At 66.7% G+C, this 19737-nt stretch carries 17 protein-coding genes and 2 rRNA genes; 14 read left to right on the forward strand and 5 right to left on the reverse strand.

Features of this window, described 5'->3' with window-relative positions; translation table 11 throughout:
- Both rrf (VG566_RS20090) and rrf (VG566_RS20095) read left to right on the forward strand, forming a co-directional pair.
- Positions 1-84, forward strand: a 5S ribosomal RNA gene (rrf, locus tag VG566_RS20090); the annotation flags it as partial.
- 133 nt (positions 85-217) lie between these two features.
- Positions 218-332 (forward strand): 5S ribosomal RNA (rrf, locus tag VG566_RS20095).
- 317 nt (positions 333-649) lie between these two features.
- Here the strand turns inward: rrf (VG566_RS20095) and VG566_RS20100 are convergent.
- Positions 650-2359, reverse strand: coding sequence for a M28 family metallopeptidase (locus VG566_RS20100; RefSeq protein ID WP_049408406.1), 1710 nt, complete (start codon positions 2357-2359; stop codon positions 650-652).
- An 86-nt stretch (positions 2360-2445) separates the two neighbouring features.
- Positions 2446-3108: a hypothetical protein gene (locus tag VG566_RS20105; protein ID WP_197575132.1), complete on the reverse strand. Its 663-nt coding sequence runs from the start codon at positions 3106-3108 to the stop codon at positions 2446-2448.
- A 95-nt stretch (positions 3109-3203) separates the two neighbouring features.
- On the opposite strand from VG566_RS20105, the gene VG566_RS20110 reads away from it, so the two are divergent.
- Both VG566_RS20110 and VG566_RS20115 read left to right on the forward strand, forming a co-directional pair.
- Positions 3204-4511 carry a peptidoglycan DD-metalloendopeptidase family protein gene (locus tag VG566_RS20110; protein ID WP_241884916.1) on the forward strand — a complete coding sequence of 436 codons (1308 nt, stop codon included), beginning with the start codon at positions 3204-3206 and terminating at the stop codon, positions 4509-4511.
- Positions 4512-4619: 108 nt separating this feature from the next.
- Positions 4620-6068, forward strand: coding sequence for a S41 family peptidase (locus VG566_RS20115; protein ID WP_241884915.1), 1449 nt, complete (start codon positions 4620-4622; stop codon positions 6066-6068).
- Positions 6069-6151: 83 nt separating this feature from the next.
- Here VG566_RS20115 and VG566_RS20120 read toward each other — a convergent pair whose 3' ends face one another.
- The gene (locus tag VG566_RS20120; protein ID WP_197561471.1) at positions 6152-6844 is read right to left on the reverse strand and encodes a rhomboid family intramembrane serine protease; all 693 of its coding nucleotides are present in this window, start codon (positions 6842-6844) and stop codon (positions 6152-6154) included.
- Positions 6845-7069: 225 nt separating this feature from the next.
- On the opposite strand from VG566_RS20120, the gene VG566_RS20125 reads away from it, so the two are divergent.
- From VG566_RS20125 to VG566_RS20135, 3 genes are all read left to right on the forward strand, one after another.
- Positions 7070-8497, forward strand: coding sequence for an outer membrane protein transport protein (locus VG566_RS20125; protein WP_241884914.1), 1428 nt, complete (start codon positions 7070-7072; stop codon positions 8495-8497).
- Positions 8498-8610: 113 nt separating this feature from the next.
- Entirely contained in the window at positions 8611-9210 is a 600-nt protein-coding gene (gene pnuC, locus VG566_RS20130; protein ID WP_241884913.1) for a nicotinamide riboside transporter PnuC, read from the forward strand.
- Positions 9197-10270, forward strand: coding sequence for an AAA family ATPase (locus tag VG566_RS20135; RefSeq protein WP_241884912.1), 1074 nt, complete (start codon positions 9197-9199; stop codon positions 10268-10270). Before pnuC ends, VG566_RS20135 begins: the two co-directional genes overlap by 14 nt.
- Positions 10271-10421: 151 nt before the next feature.
- Here the strand turns inward: VG566_RS20135 and putA are convergent, their stop codons facing one another.
- Positions 10422-13640 carry a bifunctional proline dehydrogenase/L-glutamate gamma-semialdehyde dehydrogenase PutA gene (gene putA, locus VG566_RS20140; RefSeq protein ID WP_014645688.1) on the reverse strand — a complete coding sequence of 1073 codons (3219 nt, stop codon included), beginning with the start codon at positions 13638-13640 and terminating at the stop codon, positions 10422-10424.
- Between the two features lie 274 nt (positions 13641-13914).
- Here putA and VG566_RS20145 point away from each other — a divergent pair, with 274 nt between their 5' ends.
- Genes VG566_RS20145 through VG566_RS20170 form a run of 6 tightly spaced genes read left to right on the forward strand, consistent with a single transcriptional unit; the run spans position 13915 to position 18708 of the window.
- Entirely contained in the window at positions 13915-14391 is a 477-nt protein-coding gene (locus VG566_RS20145) for a DUF2244 domain-containing protein (RefSeq protein WP_014645689.1), read from the forward strand.
- An 11-nt stretch (positions 14392-14402) separates the two neighbouring features.
- The gene (coxB, locus tag VG566_RS20150; protein ID WP_241884911.1) at positions 14403-15356 is read left to right on the forward strand and encodes a cytochrome c oxidase subunit II; all 954 of its coding nucleotides are present in this window, start codon (positions 14403-14405) and stop codon (positions 15354-15356) included.
- A 59-nt stretch (positions 15357-15415) separates the two neighbouring features.
- A complete protein-coding gene (gene ctaD, locus VG566_RS20155) occupies positions 15416-17023 on the forward strand; it encodes a cytochrome c oxidase subunit I (RefSeq protein ID WP_004153896.1) in 1608 nt (535 codons plus the stop codon).
- Between the two features lie 8 nt (positions 17024-17031).
- Positions 17032-17232: a hypothetical protein gene (locus VG566_RS20160; protein WP_032957755.1), complete on the forward strand. Its 201-nt coding sequence runs from the start codon at positions 17032-17034 to the stop codon at positions 17230-17232.
- Entirely contained in the window at positions 17229-17819 is a 591-nt protein-coding gene (locus VG566_RS20165; RefSeq protein WP_014035725.1) for a cytochrome c oxidase assembly protein, read from the forward strand. Before VG566_RS20160 ends, VG566_RS20165 begins: the two co-directional genes overlap by 4 nt.
- A gap of 13 nt (positions 17820-17832) precedes the next feature.
- The gene (locus tag VG566_RS20170) at positions 17833-18708 is read left to right on the forward strand and encodes a cytochrome c oxidase subunit 3 (protein ID WP_164111074.1); all 876 of its coding nucleotides are present in this window, start codon (positions 17833-17835) and stop codon (positions 18706-18708) included.
- Positions 18709-18728: 20 nt separating this feature from the next.
- Here the strand turns inward: VG566_RS20170 and VG566_RS20175 are convergent, their stop codons facing one another.
- A complete protein-coding gene (locus tag VG566_RS20175; RefSeq protein ID WP_005412025.1) occupies positions 18729-18947 on the reverse strand; it encodes a twin transmembrane helix small protein in 219 nt (72 codons plus the stop codon).
- A gap of 57 nt (positions 18948-19004) precedes the next feature.
- On the opposite strand from VG566_RS20175, the gene VG566_RS20180 reads away from it, so the two are divergent.
- Positions 19005-19721 carry an SURF1 family protein gene (locus VG566_RS20180; RefSeq protein ID WP_164111072.1) on the forward strand — a complete coding sequence of 239 codons (717 nt, stop codon included), beginning with the start codon at positions 19005-19007 and terminating at the stop codon, positions 19719-19721.
- Positions 19722-19737: the final 16 nt, after the last annotated feature.

Below are 19737 nucleotides of genomic sequence, written 5' to 3' on the forward strand. Positions count from 1 at the left end.
ATCCCATCCCGAACTCGGAAGTGAAACGCAGCTGCGCCGATGGTAGTGTGGCTCAAGCCATGCGAGAGTAGGTCATCGCCAGGGTTTATACCCAAAACCCCGCTGCTTGCGCAGCGGGGTTTTTCTTATTAAGTGAAGGCACTGCATTTTCCGGGTCCCTTCCGCCCCAAGGGCAAGATCGCGAAGCTGGCGCTGCAAGCGCTGCTGCAACCGTCTCCCTGGTGAAATTAGCGCTGTGGAACCACCCGATCCCATCCCGAACTCGGAAGTGAAACGCAGCTGCGCCGATGGTAGTGTGGCTCAAGCCATGCGAGAGTAGGTCATCGCCAGGGTTTACACCCAAAACCCCGCTGCTCATGCAGCGGGGTTTTTCTTTGTGCGCAGGAAACCCCGGTAGCGCCGGCCGCTGGCCGGCAACCCGATGGCGTTGCATTGCCCGGTAGATCCACGCCATGCGTGGAGGCCCTCTGCGAGGAAGCATGGCGCCAACCAGGGTTGGCCGCTACCAATCGATTGCCGGCCAGCGGCCGGCACTACCGGCAGATCCACACCAACCGTGGATGAGCCGCCGACGGTACGCAAAAGAAAAGCGGCGCCCCGTGGGGCGCCGCTCTGCTCTCAACAGTGCTCAGTCGAGCATGGCCCGACTTTACTTGGCCGGGACCTTGTCCTTCATCATCGCGTCGCGGGCTGCCTTGAACGGATTGCCTGCATACCAGTTCGGCCAACGATCGCCACCGGCCAGTTCCTTGCCCACGCCGTACATCAGCTGCAGGTCTTCGACGGTGCCGTCCAGCTTCCAGGTGGCGGCGTCGAACTCGTCCTTCGGGCCGTGGTAACGGTTGGCGCCGTAGTCCGCCGCCGCCTTGCGGCCCGCTTCCACGCCACCCTCGCGCAGGTCTTCGCCGCCATCGGCGTACAGGGCCGGCACACCCGCTTTTGCGAAGTTGAAGTGATCGGAGCGGAAGTAGAAGCCGCTCTGTACCGAGGTCTCACCGTGCAGGGTGCGGTCCTGGGCGGCGGCCAGCGGCTTGAGGATGTCCTCCAGCTCCGAGCTGCCGAAGCCGGTGACGGTCACGTCCTTGGCACGGCCGGCCACCGACATCGCATCGATGTTGATCACGCCGGCGATCTTGTCCAGCGGGAAGGTCGGGTGGGCGACGTAGTACTTGGAACCCAGCAGGCCGGACTCTTCCAGGGTCACCGCCAGGAACACCACCGAACGCTCCGGCTTCGGCTCCTGGTGGGCCATGGCTTCGGCCACTTCGAGAATGCCAGCCACGCCGGTGGCGTTGTCGACCGCGCCGTTGTAGATGTTGTCGCCGGTCTCACCCTCATGCTTGCCCAGGTGGTCCCAGTGCGCCATGTACAGGACGGCCTCGTCAGCGCGCTTGCTGCCCGGCAGCACGCCGACCACGTTGCGCGACTGCTTCTGTGCGATCTGGCTCTTCAGGTCGACCGCAGCGGTGGCCTTCAGCGGCACTGGCTTGAAACCGCGCTTGCTGGCGTCCTTGTAGGCCTGGGCAAGGTCCAGGCCGGCACCGGCGAACAGTGCCTTGGCCGCGTCGGCGCTCAGCCAGCCCTGTACCGGGATGCGCGCTTCCGGGTCATCCTTGGCGGGCAGGTCGTACTGCGGGCCAGCCCAGGAATTCTTCACCACGTCCCAGCCGTAGGACGCGCCGGCGGTGTCGTGCACGATCAGCGCGGCGGCGGCGCCCTTGCGGGCGGCCTCCTCGAACTTGTAGGTCCAGCGGCCGTAGTAGGTCATGCGCTTGCCGTCGAACAGCTTCGCGTCGTCGACGTGGAAGCCCGGGTCGTTGACGAACATCACGACCGTCTTGCCCTTCCAGTCCTGACCGGCGTAGTCGTTCCACTTCTGCTCCGGCGCATCGACGCCATAGCCGACGAACACCAGGTCGCTGGCATCGACCTTCACCTCGGCCTGGCCGGTACGGGTGCCGACCACCATGTCGGTGCCGAACTTCAGTTCGGTGGTCTTGCCGCCCTGGGTGATCTTCAGCACGGTCGATTCATCGGCCGTGGTCTCGGTCATCGGCACATCCTGGAACCAGCTGTCGCCGTTGCCGGGCTGCAGGCCGATGCGCTGCATCTGGTCGCGGATGTAGTTGACCGTCAGTTCTTCGCCCTTGCTGCCCGGGGCGCGGCCTTCGAACTCATCCGAAGCCAGGGTCTTGACCATCTCGGCGAAGTCGCCGGCGTTGATCTCCGGTGAGAACTGATGGGCGGCCGGCTTCGCGGCAGCGGTATCGGTGGGCGGCGTGGCAGCCGGCGTGGATTCGCCTTTGCAGGCACTGAGCGCGGCCGCGGCGGCCAGGCACAGGAGGAGTTTGCGGGGCATCGTCGATTCCTGGAGAACAAAGGGCGGTCGCATCTCATGCGCGACCGGTAAACGCGAGTATCACCGAAGCGGCGGGTGCGACGGGTTCAGTCGGCCGGCGCGGTTTCGGTATCGAACGGGATCGGCTCGGCCCCGGTGACCGGGCCGATGCGTGCGGTGCGATGCACGTACAGCACCACCTCGCGCTCGAACTGCAGCGGCCCACTGACGACCGCGTTGGGGCCGATGATCACGCGCGGCTTGCGGCTGGCGGTGAGCGAGACACTGAAGTTCGGCTTGCGCACATGCACGCCGCCGTTGACCTGCGAACCGATGCCGACGGTGATGTCACCGTTGACGGTCTCGACGTCTTTGCCGACGCGGCTCTCGACCAGGCCGATGCCGCCGTTCACGGTCTCGACGCCGCCTTCGATCTGGCTGCCGCGATCAGTGAAGATGCTGCCGTTGACGGTGCTGACGCCACCGCTGGCGATCACTTCGCGACCCAGGCGGACACCGCCGTTGACCGTTTCGATCTTGCCGGTGCGTGCGCGGTCGGCAACCTTCACCCCGCCGTTGACGGTGTCGATGCTTCCGGTCTCGACGCCTTCGCCGACGCGGATGCCGCCGTTGACGGTGTCCAGCTTGCCGTAGCGTTGGCCGGGGTCGGCGCTGATGCTGCCGTTGACCTTGCTGATGTTCTCTTGGGCGCAGACCGGCCCGGTGACCAGCAGTACGCCCAACAGCAGCGGAATGGATAGAGTTTTCATGGGAACCTCGATGGATGTGCGGCTGGCAGGCCGCGTGCGGAGATGTCACCATTCCCCGGTACCCCCCGCAACTGCCTGAAGTCACTGGAAAGCCCTTGCGCGACAACGCCTTCCCATCACGCCGACATCACATCGCCGCCGTACGCGGCGGGCGCTGGCTGCTGCTGGGGCTGGCTGTGGCGCTGGCCCTGCCCCTGCCCCTGCCGGGTGCTGCGCAGACCACCCGCGAGACCGAGCGCAAGCTGCAGAAGCTGCGTACCGAGCTGAAGGGCGTGGCGCAGGAGCGACGGCAGATCGAAGGGCAGCGTGGCCAAGCATCGCAACAGCTGCGCGAGGCCGACGAGAAGGTGGCACGCACCGGCCGCGCGCTTGCGCAGACCGAAGCGGCGCTGCGCGAGCAGGCCCAGGCCCTGGCCCAGGCCGAGCAGCGCCGCAGCAGCCTGCAAACCAACCTGGCCCAGCAGCACCGCGAACTGGCCGGCCTGCTGCGCGCGGCGTATCAGCTTGGCAATCACGCACCGCTGAAGCTGCTGTTGTCGCAGGACACGGTGGCCGATGCCAATCGCGCCCTGGCCTACCATCGTTACCTGCAGCGCGAACGAGCGCAGCGCATCACCACGCTCACCGCCGACCTGAAGGAACTGGAAGCGCTGCAGGCGCAGATCGCCGAGCGCAAGCAGAAGCTGCAGGGGGCGCAGCAGGACCAGAAGCAGCAGGCAGCGGCGCTGGCGGCCGACCGCCGTGACCGCGCGCAGACCGTGGCCTCGCTTGACGAACGCTTCAAGGACCGGCGCGAGAAGGAACAGGCACTGGGCCAGGATGCCAAGGCGCTGGAAACGCTGCTGGCCAATCTGCGTGCCGCTGCCGCCCGGGCCGAAGCCGAGCGTCGCGCGGCGGCACGTCGAGCTGCTGCCGAAAAGGCCGCTGCCGAGCGGGCCGCACGCCAGGCGGCCGCACAGGGCCGGCCACCGCCGCCGGCAACCAAGGTTCCACCTGCGGTGGCGTCGGCACCGGCACCGAAGGTCGGCGGCCTGGGTTGGCCGTTGTCCGGCAACCTGCTGGCCCGCTATGGCGGCAAGCTGCCCGATGGCCGTACCAGCAGCGGCGTGCTGATCGGCGCGCCGGCCGGCAGCACCGTCACGGCCGTGGCCGACGGCACCGTGGTGTTCTCCGACTGGATGACCGGCTACGGCATGATCCTGATCGTCGACCACGGCAATGGCTACATGAGCCTGTATGCCCACAACGACACCCTGCTGAAGGATGCCGGCGCACGGGTAAGCCGCGGTGATGCGGTGGCCAAGGTCGGCAATTCCGGTGGCCAGGGCGTCACCGCGCTGTACTTTGAGCTGCGCCGTGGCGGGCAGCCGGTCAACCCGGACAGCTGGCTGCAGCGGCGCTGAATCCAGGCCTGCCGGATGCGGGTTGGATTCAACGGGAATTTAGCTGTGCTTCGCGCATAATCGGTGCATGTGCCTTGGGCACGATGCCAACGTCGACAGGAGTGATCCATGCGCGCAGCCCGTACCGCCACCCTCTTGCTGGCCCTGTTGCCAGCGCTGTCCTGGGCGCAGCAGACCGCGCCCGCCCCGAGCCAGGAAACCAGCGGGCAGGCAGCGAACAGCGAGGAGGCGGTGACCTCGAAGGTGCCGCTGGAGGACATCCGCCGTTTCGTGGCCGTGTACAACGCGGTGCGCGCCGCCTATGTCGATCCGGTCGATGACAAGAAGCTGATGCAGTCGGCCGTGCGTGGCCTGCTGCTCGACCTCGATCCGCACAGCACCTACTTCAACAAGGAAGACGCGCAGGCCTTCGACGAGCAGGCCAATGGTGCCTACGAGGGCATCGGCGTGGAGCTGCAGCAGCAGCCGGACAACGCCAGCATGAAGGTGATCGCGCCGATCGACGACACCCCGGCGGCCAAGGCCGGCATCCTCGCTGGTGACCTGATCATCGCCATCGACGGCAAGCCGATCAGTGCGATCGATGCCAGCGAGCCGCTGCGCGGCCCGGCCGGCAGCAAGGTGGTGCTGACCATCGTGCGCGAAGGCAAGCCCAAGCCGTTCGACGTGAGCCTCACCCGCCAGACCATCCGCGTGACCAGCGTGCGCAGCCGCCTGCTGGAACCCGGCTATGGCTACATCCGCCTGAGCACCTTCCAGGCCGATACCGGTTCGGACTTCCAGAAGCACGTGCAGCAGCTGCAGAAGCAGTCCGGTGGCCAGCTCAAGGGCCTGGTGCTGGACCTGCGCAGCAACCCGGGTGGCCTGCTGACCGCTGCCGTGCAGGTGGCCGATGATCTGCTCGACAAGGGCAACATCGTCAGCACCCGTGGCCGCATCAGCATCAGCGATGCACGATTCGACGCGACCCCGGGCGACCTGCTGAAGGGCGCACCGGTGGTCGTGCTGGCCGATGCCGGTTCGGCCAGTGCATCGGAAGTCCTGGCCGGCGCGCTGCGCGACAACAAGCGGGCGCGCGTGGTCGGCAGCCGTACCTTCGGCAAGGGCTCGGTGCAGACCGTGCTGCCGCTGGACAACGGTGATTCGGTGAAGCTGACCACCGCGCGCTATTACACGCCCAGCGGCAAGTCGATCCAGGCCACCGGCATCGTGCCGGACGTCGAACTGAAGCCCGCCGCCACGCCGGCCGAGGAGGCACTGCCAGCCAGCCTGAGCGACTACAGCGAAGCGACCCTGCCGGGCCATCTGCGCGGCGATGACGAAGGCACGGAGGGCTACCACGCCGGTGCGGTGCTGCCGGGCGATGGCCCGATCAACGACGCGCTGGCCGAGCTGAAGAACCCGGGTTCGGTGGCCGCACGATTGAAGGCCGAGGCCGCCAAGGCGGATGCGGCCAAGGCCGCGAAGGCCGCTGCGGCGAAGCCGGAAGCAAAGCCGGAAGCAAAGCCGGAAGCAAAGCCGGAAGCAAAGCCCGAACCCGTCCCGGCCAAGCCTTGATTTTGTAGAGTCGAGCCATGCTCGACTGATCTACGAACGAGCGGGTGAGCGTGGAGCCGGCCAGCGGCCGGCACTACCAGGGGTCAGAATCCGTGCCGCTTGCGCAGGCGGCGCGCGATCGCGGCGCGCACGTACACGCCATACACCACGCCGAACACGAAGCCGCCGATGTGCGCCCACCAGGCCACCATGCCGAAGCTGGGGCCGATATGGGCGAACACCACCTGCAGCGCGGCCCAGACGCCGATCAGCAGGTAGGCCGGGGCGCGCACGAACTCCAGGAACAGGCCCAGCGGGATCACCACGCCCAGCCGGGCACCGGGGAACAGGGCCAGATAGGCGCCGATCAGCGCCGACACCGCGCCGCTGGCGCCGATGATGATCTGGTCCGGGCTGCCCATGGTGTAGATCGCCACCAGGTTGGACACCGCGCCGCCCACGAGGAACAGCAGCAGCAACCGCCAGGGTCCCAGCACCCGCTCGGCGGGGAGGCCGAAGATCAGCAGGAACACCAGGTTGCCCAGCAGGTGCGACCAGTCGGCGTGCAGGAACAGCGCAGTGAACAGGCGCAGCACGCTGCCGTCCTGCAGGGTCGCCCACCAGTCCAGCGGACGGGTCAGGCCGGTGGACAGGGCGCCCCAGTCCAGCCAGAGACTGCCGCGGGCATCGTCCGGGCGCGAGATCGACCACAGGAATGCCAGCCACAATGACGCGAACAGCACGGGCGTGGCCCAGCGCAGGGTCGCCTTCTTGCGCGACGGGAGGGAGACGAACATGCCAATAGCCTAGCGTGCGGCCACGTTCGGTGGGGACGGTCCTGTTCAGCTTTTGAGACGAAAAAACCGCCTGCGCTGTTATTGTTTCATTAACAGCTCTGGGTAATACTCGCATACGGCGTCGTATGTCGGGAGGGGAATCCGGCGCGCTCCGATGGGTCCCAGGACCCGGCGGGCGCAGGCGCACTCAGAGCACCATCACCGCTTACCGGAGAGAGAACTACGATGCAAACCGCTTCCACCATTGCCCGACTGACCCTGCTGGCCGTCGGCGTTGCCGGTGCGCTGGCCGCCGCCGATGCCAATGCTGCCGCCTTCCAGCTGAAGGAAAACAGCGCCAAGGGCCTGGGCCGCGCGTTCGCCGGCTCCACCTCGACCGAAGGTGACGCCTCGGTCATCGCCACCAACCCGGCGTCCATGCGCCTGCTCGATGGCACCCTGGTCCAGGGCGACGTCAGCGCCATCAGCTTCGGCGCCAAGTTCCGCGGCCAGGGCAAGTACGCCAACGGCGCGCCGATTTCCGGTGGCAACGGCGGCGACGCCGGCATGATCGCCCCGGTTCCGGCCGCGTACTTCCACGTGCCGTTCGGCGAGAACGACAACATGCACTTCGGTGCTTCGCTGACCGTGCCGTTCGGCTTCAAGACCGAATACGACCGCGACTGGGTCGGCCGCTACAACGGCGTCAAGACCGAGCTGCAGGCCATCGACCTGGGCGTGGCGTTCTCCTATGACGTCAACCCGTACCTGTCGTTCGGTGCGTCGGTGTTCGCCGAGCGCCTGAACGTCGACCTGACCAGTGCTGTCGACACCGGCACCGCGATCAACGCCACTGCCCAGCGCACCGCTGCGGCGCGTGTGTTGGCTGCCGGCGGCACCGCAGCCCAGGCTGCGGCGGCCTCGCAGGCCGCTGCACGCCAGGCCGCCCAGCTCGGCTTCTCGCCGGGCACCGCCGATGGCTACCTGCGCATCAAGGGCGATGAAGTGTCGGTCGGCTACACCCTGGGCATGACGGTAACCCCGGTGGAAGGCACCAACATCGCGTTCAGCTACCGCTCGAAGGTCGAGCACAAGATCACCGACGGCAAGGCCGATTTCACCACCCCGCAGAATGCGGCGGCCTTCCTGGCCACTGCTGCCCCGGGTACCTTCATCGACAGCAACGGTCGCGCGACCATCACCCTGCCGGCCAGCGCCACCGTGGGCTTCACCCACCGTGTGAACGACCAGTGGCAGATCATGGCTGAAGTCACGCGCACCGCGTGGAGCAAGTTCGACCAGGTCGTCGTCGATTACGACTCCAACCAGCCGGACAGCGTGCTGCCGTTCCACTACCGTGACACCACCTTCGCGTCGATCGGTACCGATTTCCGCGTGAACGACAAGCTGACCCTGCGCGGCGGCCTGGCCTATGACCAGACCCCGACCACCGATGCCCACCGCGACGTGCGCGTGCCGGACACCACCCGCAAGTGGCTGTCGCTGGGCATGACCTACGCCGCTTCGGACAAGATGGAATACAGCGTGGGCTACACCCACCTGTTCACCAAGGATCCGAACATCACCTCGACCTCTGCCACCGGCAACACCGTGACCGGCAAGTACAAGGTCAGCGGCGACGTGCTGGCGGCTTCGATGCAGTACAAGTTCTGATTCGGGCGATTGCCTGAAGCAGTACGAAGGAGGCCCCGCGCAAGCGGGGCCTTTCTTTTTGTGGGGACGGGCCGGGGCGTCCACGCAGCGCAAGGATCCACGACAATAGCGACATGAACCTGTCCGATCCGAACTTCCAGCTGGAGCTGGCTGCCAACATCGCCGTCGCCGGCTCGATCCTGCTGGCCGGCCGCAACAACGTGCACACCTGGTGGCTGGGCATCGTCGGCTGCGCCTTGTTTGCTGCCGTGTTCGAACGATCGCATCTGTATGCGGACATGGTGCTGCAGTTCTTCTTCATCGCCATCAGCGTGCTGGGCTGGTGGCAGTGGCTGCGTGGTGACCATGGCGCGCCGTTGCCGATCACTTCATTGCGGCCGCGCGCCTGGGCCTGGCTGGCGCCGCTGGCGGTAGTGGCCACGTTCGGCTACGGCTGGATGCTGACCCGCCTGACCAATGCCTATGCGCCGTACATCGATTCGGCGGTGCTGATGTTGAGTGTGATCGCGCAGATCCTGATGATGCGACGCAAGCTGGAATCGTGGTGGGTATGGCTGCTGGTGAACACCGTTGCGGTGCCGCTCTACTACAGCCGTGGCCTGCACCTGACCTCGATCCTGTATGTGGGCTTCTGGATCAACGCGCTGGTCGCCTTGCGCCATTGGCGGCACCTGATGCGGGACGAGGCCAGGGCGGCCGATGCCGCTGCCTGAGCGCGTTGCACGCGGCCTGGTGGTGGGCAAGTTCTGCCCGCTGCATCGCGGCCATGAACGACTGATCGACTTCGCCGCCACGCGCTGCCAGCAGCTGCTGGTGATCGGCTGGTCGCAGCCGGGCTTTGCCGGCTACAGCGCTGCGCGCCGCGAGCGATGGCTGCGTGCGCGTTTCCCGCAGGCCACGGTAGCGGTGCTTGACGACGCGCGACTGGCCGCATTGTGCGCGCAGCATGGCTTGCCAGTGCGAGCGCTGCCGCAGGACAGTGATGACGAACAGGTGCAGCGTGACTTTACCGCCTGGCTGTGCCTGAACCTGTTCGGTGGACCGGTGCAGGCGGTGTACACCGGTGAGGACTACGGTGACGGCTTCGCGCAGGCACTGGCCACGCACTTCGGTGCGCCGGTACGCCATGAGCGGCTCGAACGTGCATTAGACGTCGGGCAGGCCTGCGGCACCCAGCTGCGCAGCGATCCGCATGCGCATCGCCATGGGCTCGCACCGCAGGTGTATGCCGACCATGTACAGCGCGTGGCCTTCATCGGTGGCGAGTCCAGCGGCAAGACCACGCTGGCCCGCGTGCTGGCCGAGCGTCTGCAGACCGTCTGGGTGCCGGAGTATGGCCGCACGCTGTGGGAGCAGCGAGGCGGAGAGCTGACGCCGGGCGACCTGCTGCGCATCGCAATGACACAGCCACAGCACGAAGACGAGGCTGTGCGGCGTGCGCATCGCTGGCTGTTCTGCGATACCACGCCGCTGGTGACGCTGGGCTACAGCGGCTGGATGTTTGGCACGGCGCCGCAGCCGCTGCGGCAAGCGGCACGACGACGCTACGACCTGCTGTTCCTGTGCGCGCCGGATATTCCGTTTGACCAGGATGGCACGCGCGTGGGCAAAGCCTTCCGGGCGCAGCAGCATGCGTGGTACCTGGAGCAGCTGCAGGCAGAGGGTGTCGAGCATGTGCTGCTGGAAGGCGATCTGGAGACGCGCATCGCACGCGTGCAGGGCGAGCTGGCGAAGCGGGCGGACAATCGGTTCAGTGTGGCCCAGCCTCTGTAGAGCCGAGCCCACGCTCGGCTGCGCCAGAAAAGCCGAGCATGGGCTCGGCTCTACAGCCGGAAAAGCCGAGCGTGGGCCCGCCTCTACAGGAAGCAAAGCACAAAAAACCCCGCGTTCGCGGGGTTTTTTGTTTACTGCATCAAGCAGGCGATCAGTCGCCCAGGGTCAACAGCGAGGCGTTGCCGCCGGCGGCGGTGGTGTTCACCGTCACCGTCTTCTCGGTAGCGAAGCGCAGCAGGTAGTGCGGGCCGCCGGCCTTCGGGCCGGTGCCGGACAGGCCCTGGCCGCCGAACGGCTGCACGCCGACCACCGCGCCGATCTGGTTGCGGTTGACGTAGACGTTGCCGACGTGGACGCCGTTGCTGATGCGATCAACGGTCTCGTCGATGCGCGAATGCACGCCCAGGGTCAGGCCGTAGCCGGTGGCATTGATCTGGTCGATCACCGCGTCGAGCTGGTCGCCCTTCCAGCGGATCACGTGCAGGACCGGCCCGAAGATTTCCTTGTGCAGCTGGCCCAGGTCCTTCAGTTCATACGCGCGCGGTGCGAAGAAGGTGCCATTGGCCGCTTCGGCGGACAGCTCGGCGGCCGCGATCAGGCGGGCTTCGCGGTCCATGCGCTCGGCGTGGTCCTGCAGGATCTTCAGCGCGTCGGCGTCGATCACCGGGCCGACGTCGGTGGACAGCAGGCCCGGGTTGCCGACCTTCAGTTCCTTCATCGCGCCGGCCAGCATGGTCATCACCTTGTCGGCGATGTCGTCCTGCACGAACAGCACGCGCGCGGCCGAGCAACGCTGGCCGGCGGAGGTGAAGGCCGAACCGATCGCGTCCTTGACCAGCTGTTCCGGCAGCGCCGAGGAGTCGGCGATGAAGGCATTCTGGCCGCCGGTCTCGGCGATCAGCACACCGATGGCGGCGTCACGCGCGGCCATGGCGCGGTTGATCGCACGTGCGGTGTCGGTGGAGCCGGTGAAGGCCACGCCGGCCACGCGCGGGTCGGCGGTCAGTGCGGCACCGACGGTGGCGCCGTCGCCCGGCAGGTACTGCACCACCTCGGCTGGCACGCCAGCTTCGTGCAGCAGCTTCACCGCGTAGTAGCCGATCAGGTTGGTCTGTTCGGCCGGCTTGGCGATGACGCTGTTGCCGGCGGCCAGTGCAGCAGCGACCTGGCCCAGGAAGATCGCCAGCGGGAAGTTCCACGGGCTGATGCAGACGAACACGCCGCGGCCGTGCAGCTGCAGCTCGTTGGACTCACCGGTCGGGCTGGGCAGCTTCTCGGCGTGGCTGAACTGCTCGCGCGCCTGCTTGGCGTAGTAGCGCAGGAAGTCCACGGCTTCGCGCACTTCGGCGATGCTGTCGGGCAGGCTCTTGCCGGCTTCCTTCACGCACAGCGCCATGAACTCCGGCATGCGCGCTTCCAGCTGGTCGGCGGCGTGCTCGAGGATGGCGGCGCGGCTGGCGGCCGGGGTGCGGTTCCAGGCCGGCTGCGCGGCTACGGCATTCGCCAGCGCCTTCTGCACGGTGGCGGCATCGGCGGCCAGCCACTGGCCGACCACTTCGCGGGTGTCGGCCGGGTTGGTCACCGGCAGCGAGGCGCCGGCCGGGTTCGCACCCGGCACCAGCGGGGCGGCCTGCCACGGCTTCACGGCCGCGTTGAGCTGCTCGGCGAGGGCGCGCAGTTCGTTGTCGTTGGCGAGGTTGGCGCCCATGGAGTTCTTCCTGTCGTGGTTCTGGCTGCGCAGCAGGTCTACCGGCAGCGGGATCTTGGGATGCGGAATCGAAGCGAACGAGGCGACCATCTCGACCGGATCGCGGATCAGGTCGGCGATCGGCACGCGCTCATCGGTGATGCGGTTGACGAAGCTGGAGTTGGCGCCGTTTTCCAGCAGGCGGCGCACCAGGTACGGCAGCAGGTCTTCATGCGAACCGACCGGGGCGTACACGCGGCAGGGCAGGCCCAGGCGATCGGCCGGCACCACTTCGGCGTACAGGTCATCGCCCATGCCGTGCAGCTTCTGGTGCTCGTACACGCCACCGTTGGCGATGCTGCGCACCGCAGCGATGGTGTGCGCGTTGTGCGTGGCGAACATCGGGTAGATCGCGTCGGCATGGGTGAACAGGCGCTTGGCGCATGCCAGGTAGGACACGTCGGTGTTCTGCTTGCGGGTGAACACCGGGTAGCCCGGATAGCCTTCGATCTGCGCGCGCTTGATCTCGGCATCCCAATAGGCGCCCTTGACCAGGCGCACCTGCAGGCGGCGACCGGCGCGGCGCGCCATGTCGGCCAGGTGGTCGATCGTGTACGGCGTGCGCTTCTGGTAGGCCTGCACGACCACGCCGAAGCCGTCCCAGCCGGCCAGCGAGGCGTCGGAGAACACCTGCTCGATGATGTCCAGCGACAGTTCCAGGCGGTCGGACTCTTCGGCGTCGACGGTGCAGCCGATGCCGTAGCTCTTGGCCAGCTGCGCCAGCTCCAGCACGCCCGGCACCAGGTCCTTCAGCACGCGCTCGCGCTTGGCGTGCTCGTAGCGCGGGTACAGCGCCGACAGCTTGATCGAGATGCCCGGTGCGTTGTTGACGTCGCCATCCGGGCGGCCGCCGCGGGCCTTGTGATCACCGCCGATGGCGTGGATCGCGCGACGGTAGTCTTCCAGGTAGCGCAGCGCGTCCTTCATGGTCAGCGCGCCTTCGCCCAGCATGTCGAAGGAGTAGCGGTAGTTCGCGTTGTCGCCCTTGTGCGAGCGCGACAGCGCCTCGCTGATGGTGCGGCCCATGACGAACTGGTGGCCCATGATCTTCATCGCCTGGCGCACGGCCAGGCGCACCACCGGCTCACCGACGCGGCCGACCAGGCGCTTGAACGCGCTGGGCGCATCGGCGCGGGTGGCGTCGTTCATCTGTACCAGCTTGCCGGTCAGCATCAGGCCCCAGGTGGAGGCGTTGACCAGCACCGAGTCGCTGCCGCCCAGGTGCTTTTCCCAGTCGGCATCGGCCAGCTTGTCGCGGATCAGCTTGTCGGCGGTGTCCTGGTCCGGAATGCGCAGCAGCGCTTCGGCCACGCACATCAGCAGCACGCCTTCTTCGCTGCCCAGGTCGTACTGGCGCATGAAGGCTTCGATCGCGCCCTGGTCCTTGGCACGCACGCGCACGCGGCCGACCAGGTCGGCGGCCAGCGCCTGCACCCTGGCCTGCTCGTCGGCCGGCAGCCGGGCCTGCGCCAGCAGCTCGCGGACGTGGCTGGCCTCGTCCTTCAACCAGGCATCGGTGATGGCCTGGCGGAACGGGTTGGGGGGCGCCGGCAGTTCCGGCGACAGCAGCACGCCGGGACGCTGGGCGTCGCTGGCGGCAGGGGAGGAGGAAGGTGCGTTCATGCCGGTCCGGCCAATGGAAAACTTGGCGATTTTAATCATTTTTGCGGGTTGCGGAAGTGCCCCGCGGCCACCTTCGTGAAGGGCTGATAGCCCCTAACGGTGGTGGATTCAGCGTGTTCAGCAAGCCCGGCAATATTTGTGCTGAATTCGGCATTCGCGCCGCCGACCCCATGCTGTGTTGCAGCATGGGAAAAAGTGTGAATGCACCCTTGCTACCGGCGAGAGGGCGGGGCTACCATCGAGACGTTTCCCGCGGCAGGAACGCGGTTGCGACATGATCGAGGTGCTTCCAGCTCCGGATGGGTCAGGTACGCAGCTGCGGCTGCGTCCCCCACGGGCGCTCGATGCCCGGCAGTTCGTCCTGTTGTTCACCGTGTTGTCGGGTGCGATGTGGCTGGTGTCCGCCCTCGGGTGGTTGGCCGGCAATGCATTCGCCCCCCTGTTCGCGCTGCTGTACAGCCTGGTGCTGGCGGCGGCGCTGCGTGCCTTGTGGCGCAGCGGTGAACGGCAGGAGGAGATCCGGGTAGTGCCGGCGTACGTGGAGGTCATCCCCGTACCCGGTGGATCGCCGGTGTTCCGGGCCCACCCCCACTGGGTGCGCCTGCTCACCGGCGATGAGAGGGTCCGGCTGGCATCCAGCGGCCGGCAGGTGGAGGTGGGGAGTTTCCTCGCGCCGGCCGAACGTCAGACGCTCGCAGAGACACTTGAAAGCTTGCTCGCCGCCAGCGATGGCGGCAACCGACGACGCTAAGGGTCTAGGCAATGAAGCAAAGCAGCAGGTGGGGCACGAAGTGCGTTGCAGTGGTCACCGCCATGGTGGCCGGGGGACTGATGCCGGCGTTGGCCTGGGCCCAGGCGGCCGATCCCAAGCCGTGGCAGCTGAACATGGGCAAGGGGGTGACCCAGACCTCGCGCCTGGCCTGGGAATCGAACAATCTCTCGTTGATCATCTGCACGGTGATCGGCGTCATCGTGTTCGGCGCGATGGCCTACGCCATCTTCAAGTTCCGCAAATCCAAGGGGGCAGTCGCCGCCACCTTCAGCCACAACACCAAGGCCGAGATCATCTGGACGGTGATCCCGGTGATCATCCTGATCGTGATGGCGTGGCCGGCCACGGCCAACCTGATCAAGATGTACGACACCCGCGATGCCGAGATGACGGTCAAGGTCACCGGCTACCAGTGGATGTGGAAGTACGAATACCTCGGCGAGAACGTCACCTTCACCAGCCGCCTGGACCGCGAGTCCGACCGCGTGCGGCAAAGTGGCATCGTGCCGACCCGTGAAAGCCATCCGCACTACCTGCTGGATGTCGACAACCGGCTGGTGCTGCCGGTCGACACCAAGGTGCGCTTCGTCATCACCTCCGACGACGTGATCCACGCCTGGTGGGTGCCGGCGCTGGGCTGGAAGCAGGATGCCATTCCCGGCTTCATCAACGAAGCCTGGACCAGCATCGAGCAGCCTGGCGTGTACCGCGGCCAGTGCGCCGAGCTGTGCGGAAAGGACCACGGCTTCATGCCGATCGTGGTCGAGGCGGTGTCCAAGGAGGAATTCAAACAGTGGCTGGCGCAGCGCAAGCCGGCGCCGGCTGCCGCGCCGGCCACGCCTGCGGCACCTTCCGAACCGGCTGCACCGGCGGGCGAGGCGCCGGCTGCGCCTGCTGCTGCAGAAGCGGCCAGCGCACCTGCCACTGCAGCCAGCGGCGCGTGATGTAAAGCCCGCGGCCGCCCGCGGCCGTGGTGACAACCGATTCTGAGAGGTGTTTTGCAATGGCGCACTCGGCAGTTGGGCACGACGATCACCATCACCAGCAGAGTTTCTTCGAGCGTTGGTTCTTCTCGACCAACCACAAGGACATCGGCACGCTGTACCTGGGTTTCAGCTTCATCATGTTCATCATCGGCGCGGCGATGAGCGTGGTGATCCGCGCCGAGCTGGCACAGCCCGGCCTGCAGTTCGTCAAGCCCGAGTTCTTCAACCAGATGACCACCGTGCATGCGCTGGTGATGATCTTCGGTGGCGTGATGCCGGCCTTCGTCGGCCTCGCCAACTGGATGATCCCGCTGCAGATCGGCGCGCCGGACATGGCGCTGCCGCGCATGAACAACTGGTCGTTCTGGTTGCTGCCGGTGGCCTTCAGCCTGCTGCTGCTGACCCTGTTCCTGCCCGGTGGTGCGCCGGCTGGTGGCTGGACGCTGTATCCGCCGCTGTCGCTGCAGGGCGGCTACAACGTGGCCTTCAGCGTGTTCGCTATCCACGTGGCCGGCATCAGTTCGATCATGGGTGCGATCAACATCATCGCCACCGTGCTGAACATGCGTGCGCCGGGCATCGACCTGCTGAAAATGCCGATCTTCTGCTGGGCCTGGCTGATCACCGCGTTCCTGCTGATCGCGGTGATGCCGGTGCTGGCCGGTGCGGTGACCATGCTGCTGACCGACAAGTTCTTCGGCACCAGCTTCTTCAACGCCGCCGGTGGCGGTGACCCGGTGATGTACCAGCACATCTTCTGGTTCTTCGGGCACCCCGAGGTCTACATCATGATCCTGCCCGCCTTCGGCGTGGTCAGCGAGATCATCCCGACCTTCAGCCGCAAGCCGCTGTTCGGCTACCAGGCGATGGTGTACGCCACTGCGGCGATCGCGTTCCTGTCGTTCATCGTCTGGGCCCACCACATGTTCACCGTGGGCATGCCGCTGGGCGGCGAGATCTATTTCATGTTCGCCACCATGCTGATCTCGATCCCGACCGGCGTGAAGGTGTTCAACTGGGTCAGCACCATGTGGCGTGGCTCGCTGACGTTCGAGGCACCGATGCTGTGGTCGGTGGCGTTCGTCATCCTGTTCACCATCGGTGGCTTCTCCGGCCTGATGCTGGCCATCGTGGCCGCCGACTTCCAGTACCACGACACCTACTTCGTGGTCGCGCACTTCCACTACGTGCTGGTGACCGGTGCGGTGTTCGCGCTGATCGCCGCGGTGTACTACTGGTGGCCGAAGTGGACCGGGCGCATGTACAGCGAGAAGTGGGCCAAGGTGCACTTCTGGTGGTCGATCGTGTTCGTCAACCTGCTGTTCTTCCCGCAGCACTTCCTCGGCCTGGCCGGCATGCCGCGCCGCATTCCCGATTACAGCGTGGCGTTTGCCGACTGGAACCTGATCAGCTCGATCGGTGCGTTCGGCATGTTCGTCACCCCGTTCATGATGGCCGCGATCCTGCTGTCCTCGCTGCGCAACGGCGAGAAGGCCGAAGCGCGTTCCTGGGAGGGTGCACGCGGCCTGGAATGGACGCTGCCGTCGCCGGCACCGGCGCACACCTTCACCACCCCGCCGACCATCCGCCCGGGGGATCTGGCGCATGACGACATCACGCATTGAGGTGGGGCATGCATAACGAGAGCCCGCTGCAGACCTGTAGAGCCGAGCCATGCTCGGCGGATGAGAAGCAGCCGACCAGCGGTCGGCTCTACCAGGGCGGAAGCATCGAGCAGCAGCGCCAGCGTGCGAAGCGCACGGCGGTGTGGGTCGGCGCCATCGCTGTGCTGGTCTACGTCGGCTTCATCCTCAGCGGGGTGATCGGGCGATGAGCGAGGCACCGGCCAGCACACCGTCACGCAGTGCCGGGCTGCCGCGCCTGATCGGCGTGGCGGTGGCGGTGTTCCTGCTGACGTTCTCGCTGGTGCCGCTGTACCGCATCGCCTGCGAGAAGGTGTTCGGCGTGCGCCTGGAACGCGGTCCCGGTGGCGAAGCCAGCGCAGGTGCCGCGGCCGGCAAGCGCACCGTGCGGGTGGAGTTCGATGGCGGCGTCAATTCGCGACTGCCGTGGTCGTTCCATCCTGAGCAGCTGACCATGGACGTGGTGCCCGGCGAGCTCAACGAGGCGCTGTACTTCGCCCGCAACGACAGCGCAGCTGCCGTGGTCGGCAGCGCGGTGCCTTCGGTGGCACCGGCGCGTGCGTCGGGCTTCTTCAGCAAGACCGAGTGCTTCTGTTTCACCGCGCAGACGCTGCAGGCCGGCGAGAAGCGCGACATGCCGGTGCGCTTCATCGTCGATCCGGACCTGCCGCCGGAGATCAAGACGATCACCTTGTCCTACACCTTCTACCGCAACGACGCGCTGTCTGATCGGCTGGCTCCGGCCGCCACCTCGGACGGCGCGCACGCCGCACCCTGACCCGGATACCGACATGGCCCAGACACCGACCGACGCCAACGTGTACTTCGTCCCGGCCCAGAGCAAATGGCCGTTCGTGGGTTCCATCGCCATGATGGTGACCATGGTGGGCGTGGCCAGCTGGCTCAACGATGCCAGCTGGGGACGCTGGACGTTCTACATCGGCATCGCGATGCTGGTGCTGACTCTGTTCTGGTGGTTCAGCGACGTGGTGCGCGAATCGCAGGCCGGCAACTACAACCACCAGGTCGACGGATCATTCCGGATGGGGATGATCTGGTTCATCTTCTCCGAGGTGATGTTCTTCGGCGCGTTCTTCGGCGCGCTGTTCTACACCCGCAACCTGGGCCTGTCGTGGCTCAGTGGCGAAGGCCGTGGGGTCATGACCAACGAGCTGCTCTGGCAGGGCTATTCCGCCGGATGGCCGACCAATGGCCCGGCGGCGATCGGTGGCGTGTTCCAGACCATCCCGGCCTGGGGCCTGCCACTGATCAATACGTTGATCCTGTTGACCTCCGGCGTGACCCTGACCATCGCCCACCACGCACTGAAGGCCGGCAACCGCCGCCAGCTGCTGGTCTGGCTGGGCCTGACCGTGATACTCGGCCTGGGCTTCCTGACCCTGCAGGCAGAGGAGTACATCCATGCCTACAAGGAACTGAACCTGACGCTCGGCTCCGGCATCTACGGGTCGACGTTCTTCATGTTGACCGGCTTCCACGGCGCGCACGTGCTGCTGGGCACGATCATGCTGATCGTGATGTGGCTGCGTTCGGCCAAGGGACACTTCACCCGCGACAACCATTTCGGTTTCGAAGCCGCCGCGTGGTACTGGCACTTCGTCGACGTGGTGTGGCTGATGCTGTTCCTGTTCGTCTACGTGCTTTGATCAGGCGCGCATCGGTGGTCTCAGCCGCCGATGCCGTGTGGTTTGATCCAGCCCATGTAGATGCTCACGATCACCAGCAGGATCAACGCGACCGACACCGCGATGCGGCGCGTCAGTGCATTGACCGTGCGCTTGGTCTGGCCGCGGTCGACCAGCAGGTAGTACAGGCCGGCGCCCAGATTCCAGACGATGACGATCAGAAACGCGATTACCAGCAGGGTCTTCAGCGAATCACTCATGCGCGGCTCGAGGGCAGGGTGGATGTGCCTATCTGACCGCGTTTGCGCGGACTTGTCATGATGCGCCAGCACACGCGCGTGTTCGGATGGTTGCTGGCCGTGCTGGCGATGGCCGGATTCACCGCATTGGGGCTGTGGCAGCTGAAGCGCATGCATGCCAAACAGGCAATGTTGGATGCACAGGGTCCAGCCGTGGCACAGGCGTTGCCGCTGTCGCAGGCCCTGGCGGCGCCCGGCGCGTTGCACGGCGTGGCCGACCACGGCCGCTTCCTGCCCGGCGTGGTACTGCTGGACAACCAGATCCGGCATGGCCGCGCCGGCGTGAAGATCTATCGCCCGTTCCGCAGTGACGACGGCAGCGTGCTGCTGGTCGACCTCGGTTGGCGTGCGCTGCCGCCGGATCGCACGCTTCCGGAGGTGCCGTCGCCGCCTTCGCCGGTGGCCGTGCGCGGGCTGCTGGCACCGCCACCGTCGGCGGGACTGCTACTGGGCCCGGCGTTCTCTGCTACCGGTGAGGCCGGGCGCTGGCTGGCCAGCCGGTTGCCGGACGACGGCCTGGCGCGCGCGCTGGGGCTGCAGGCGCTACCCGACCGCGTGCTGAGGCTGGACCCGGCACTGCCCTTTGGCGACGAGCGCGATCTGGACCTGCTGCCGAACACGCTGCCGCCTCAGCGCCACCTGGGCTACGCCGTGCAGTGGTTCGGGCTGGCCCTGACCGTGCTGGTGGTGGCCGTGGTGCTGGAGCGGCGGCGGAGGCGCGTGATTACCCCGTAGTGGCGGGCCCCGGGCG

It is taken from the genome of Stenotrophomonas sp. CASM114, assembly GCF_049384325.1.
GTDB lineage: Bacteria > Pseudomonadota > Gammaproteobacteria > Xanthomonadales > Xanthomonadaceae > Stenotrophomonas > Stenotrophomonas muris.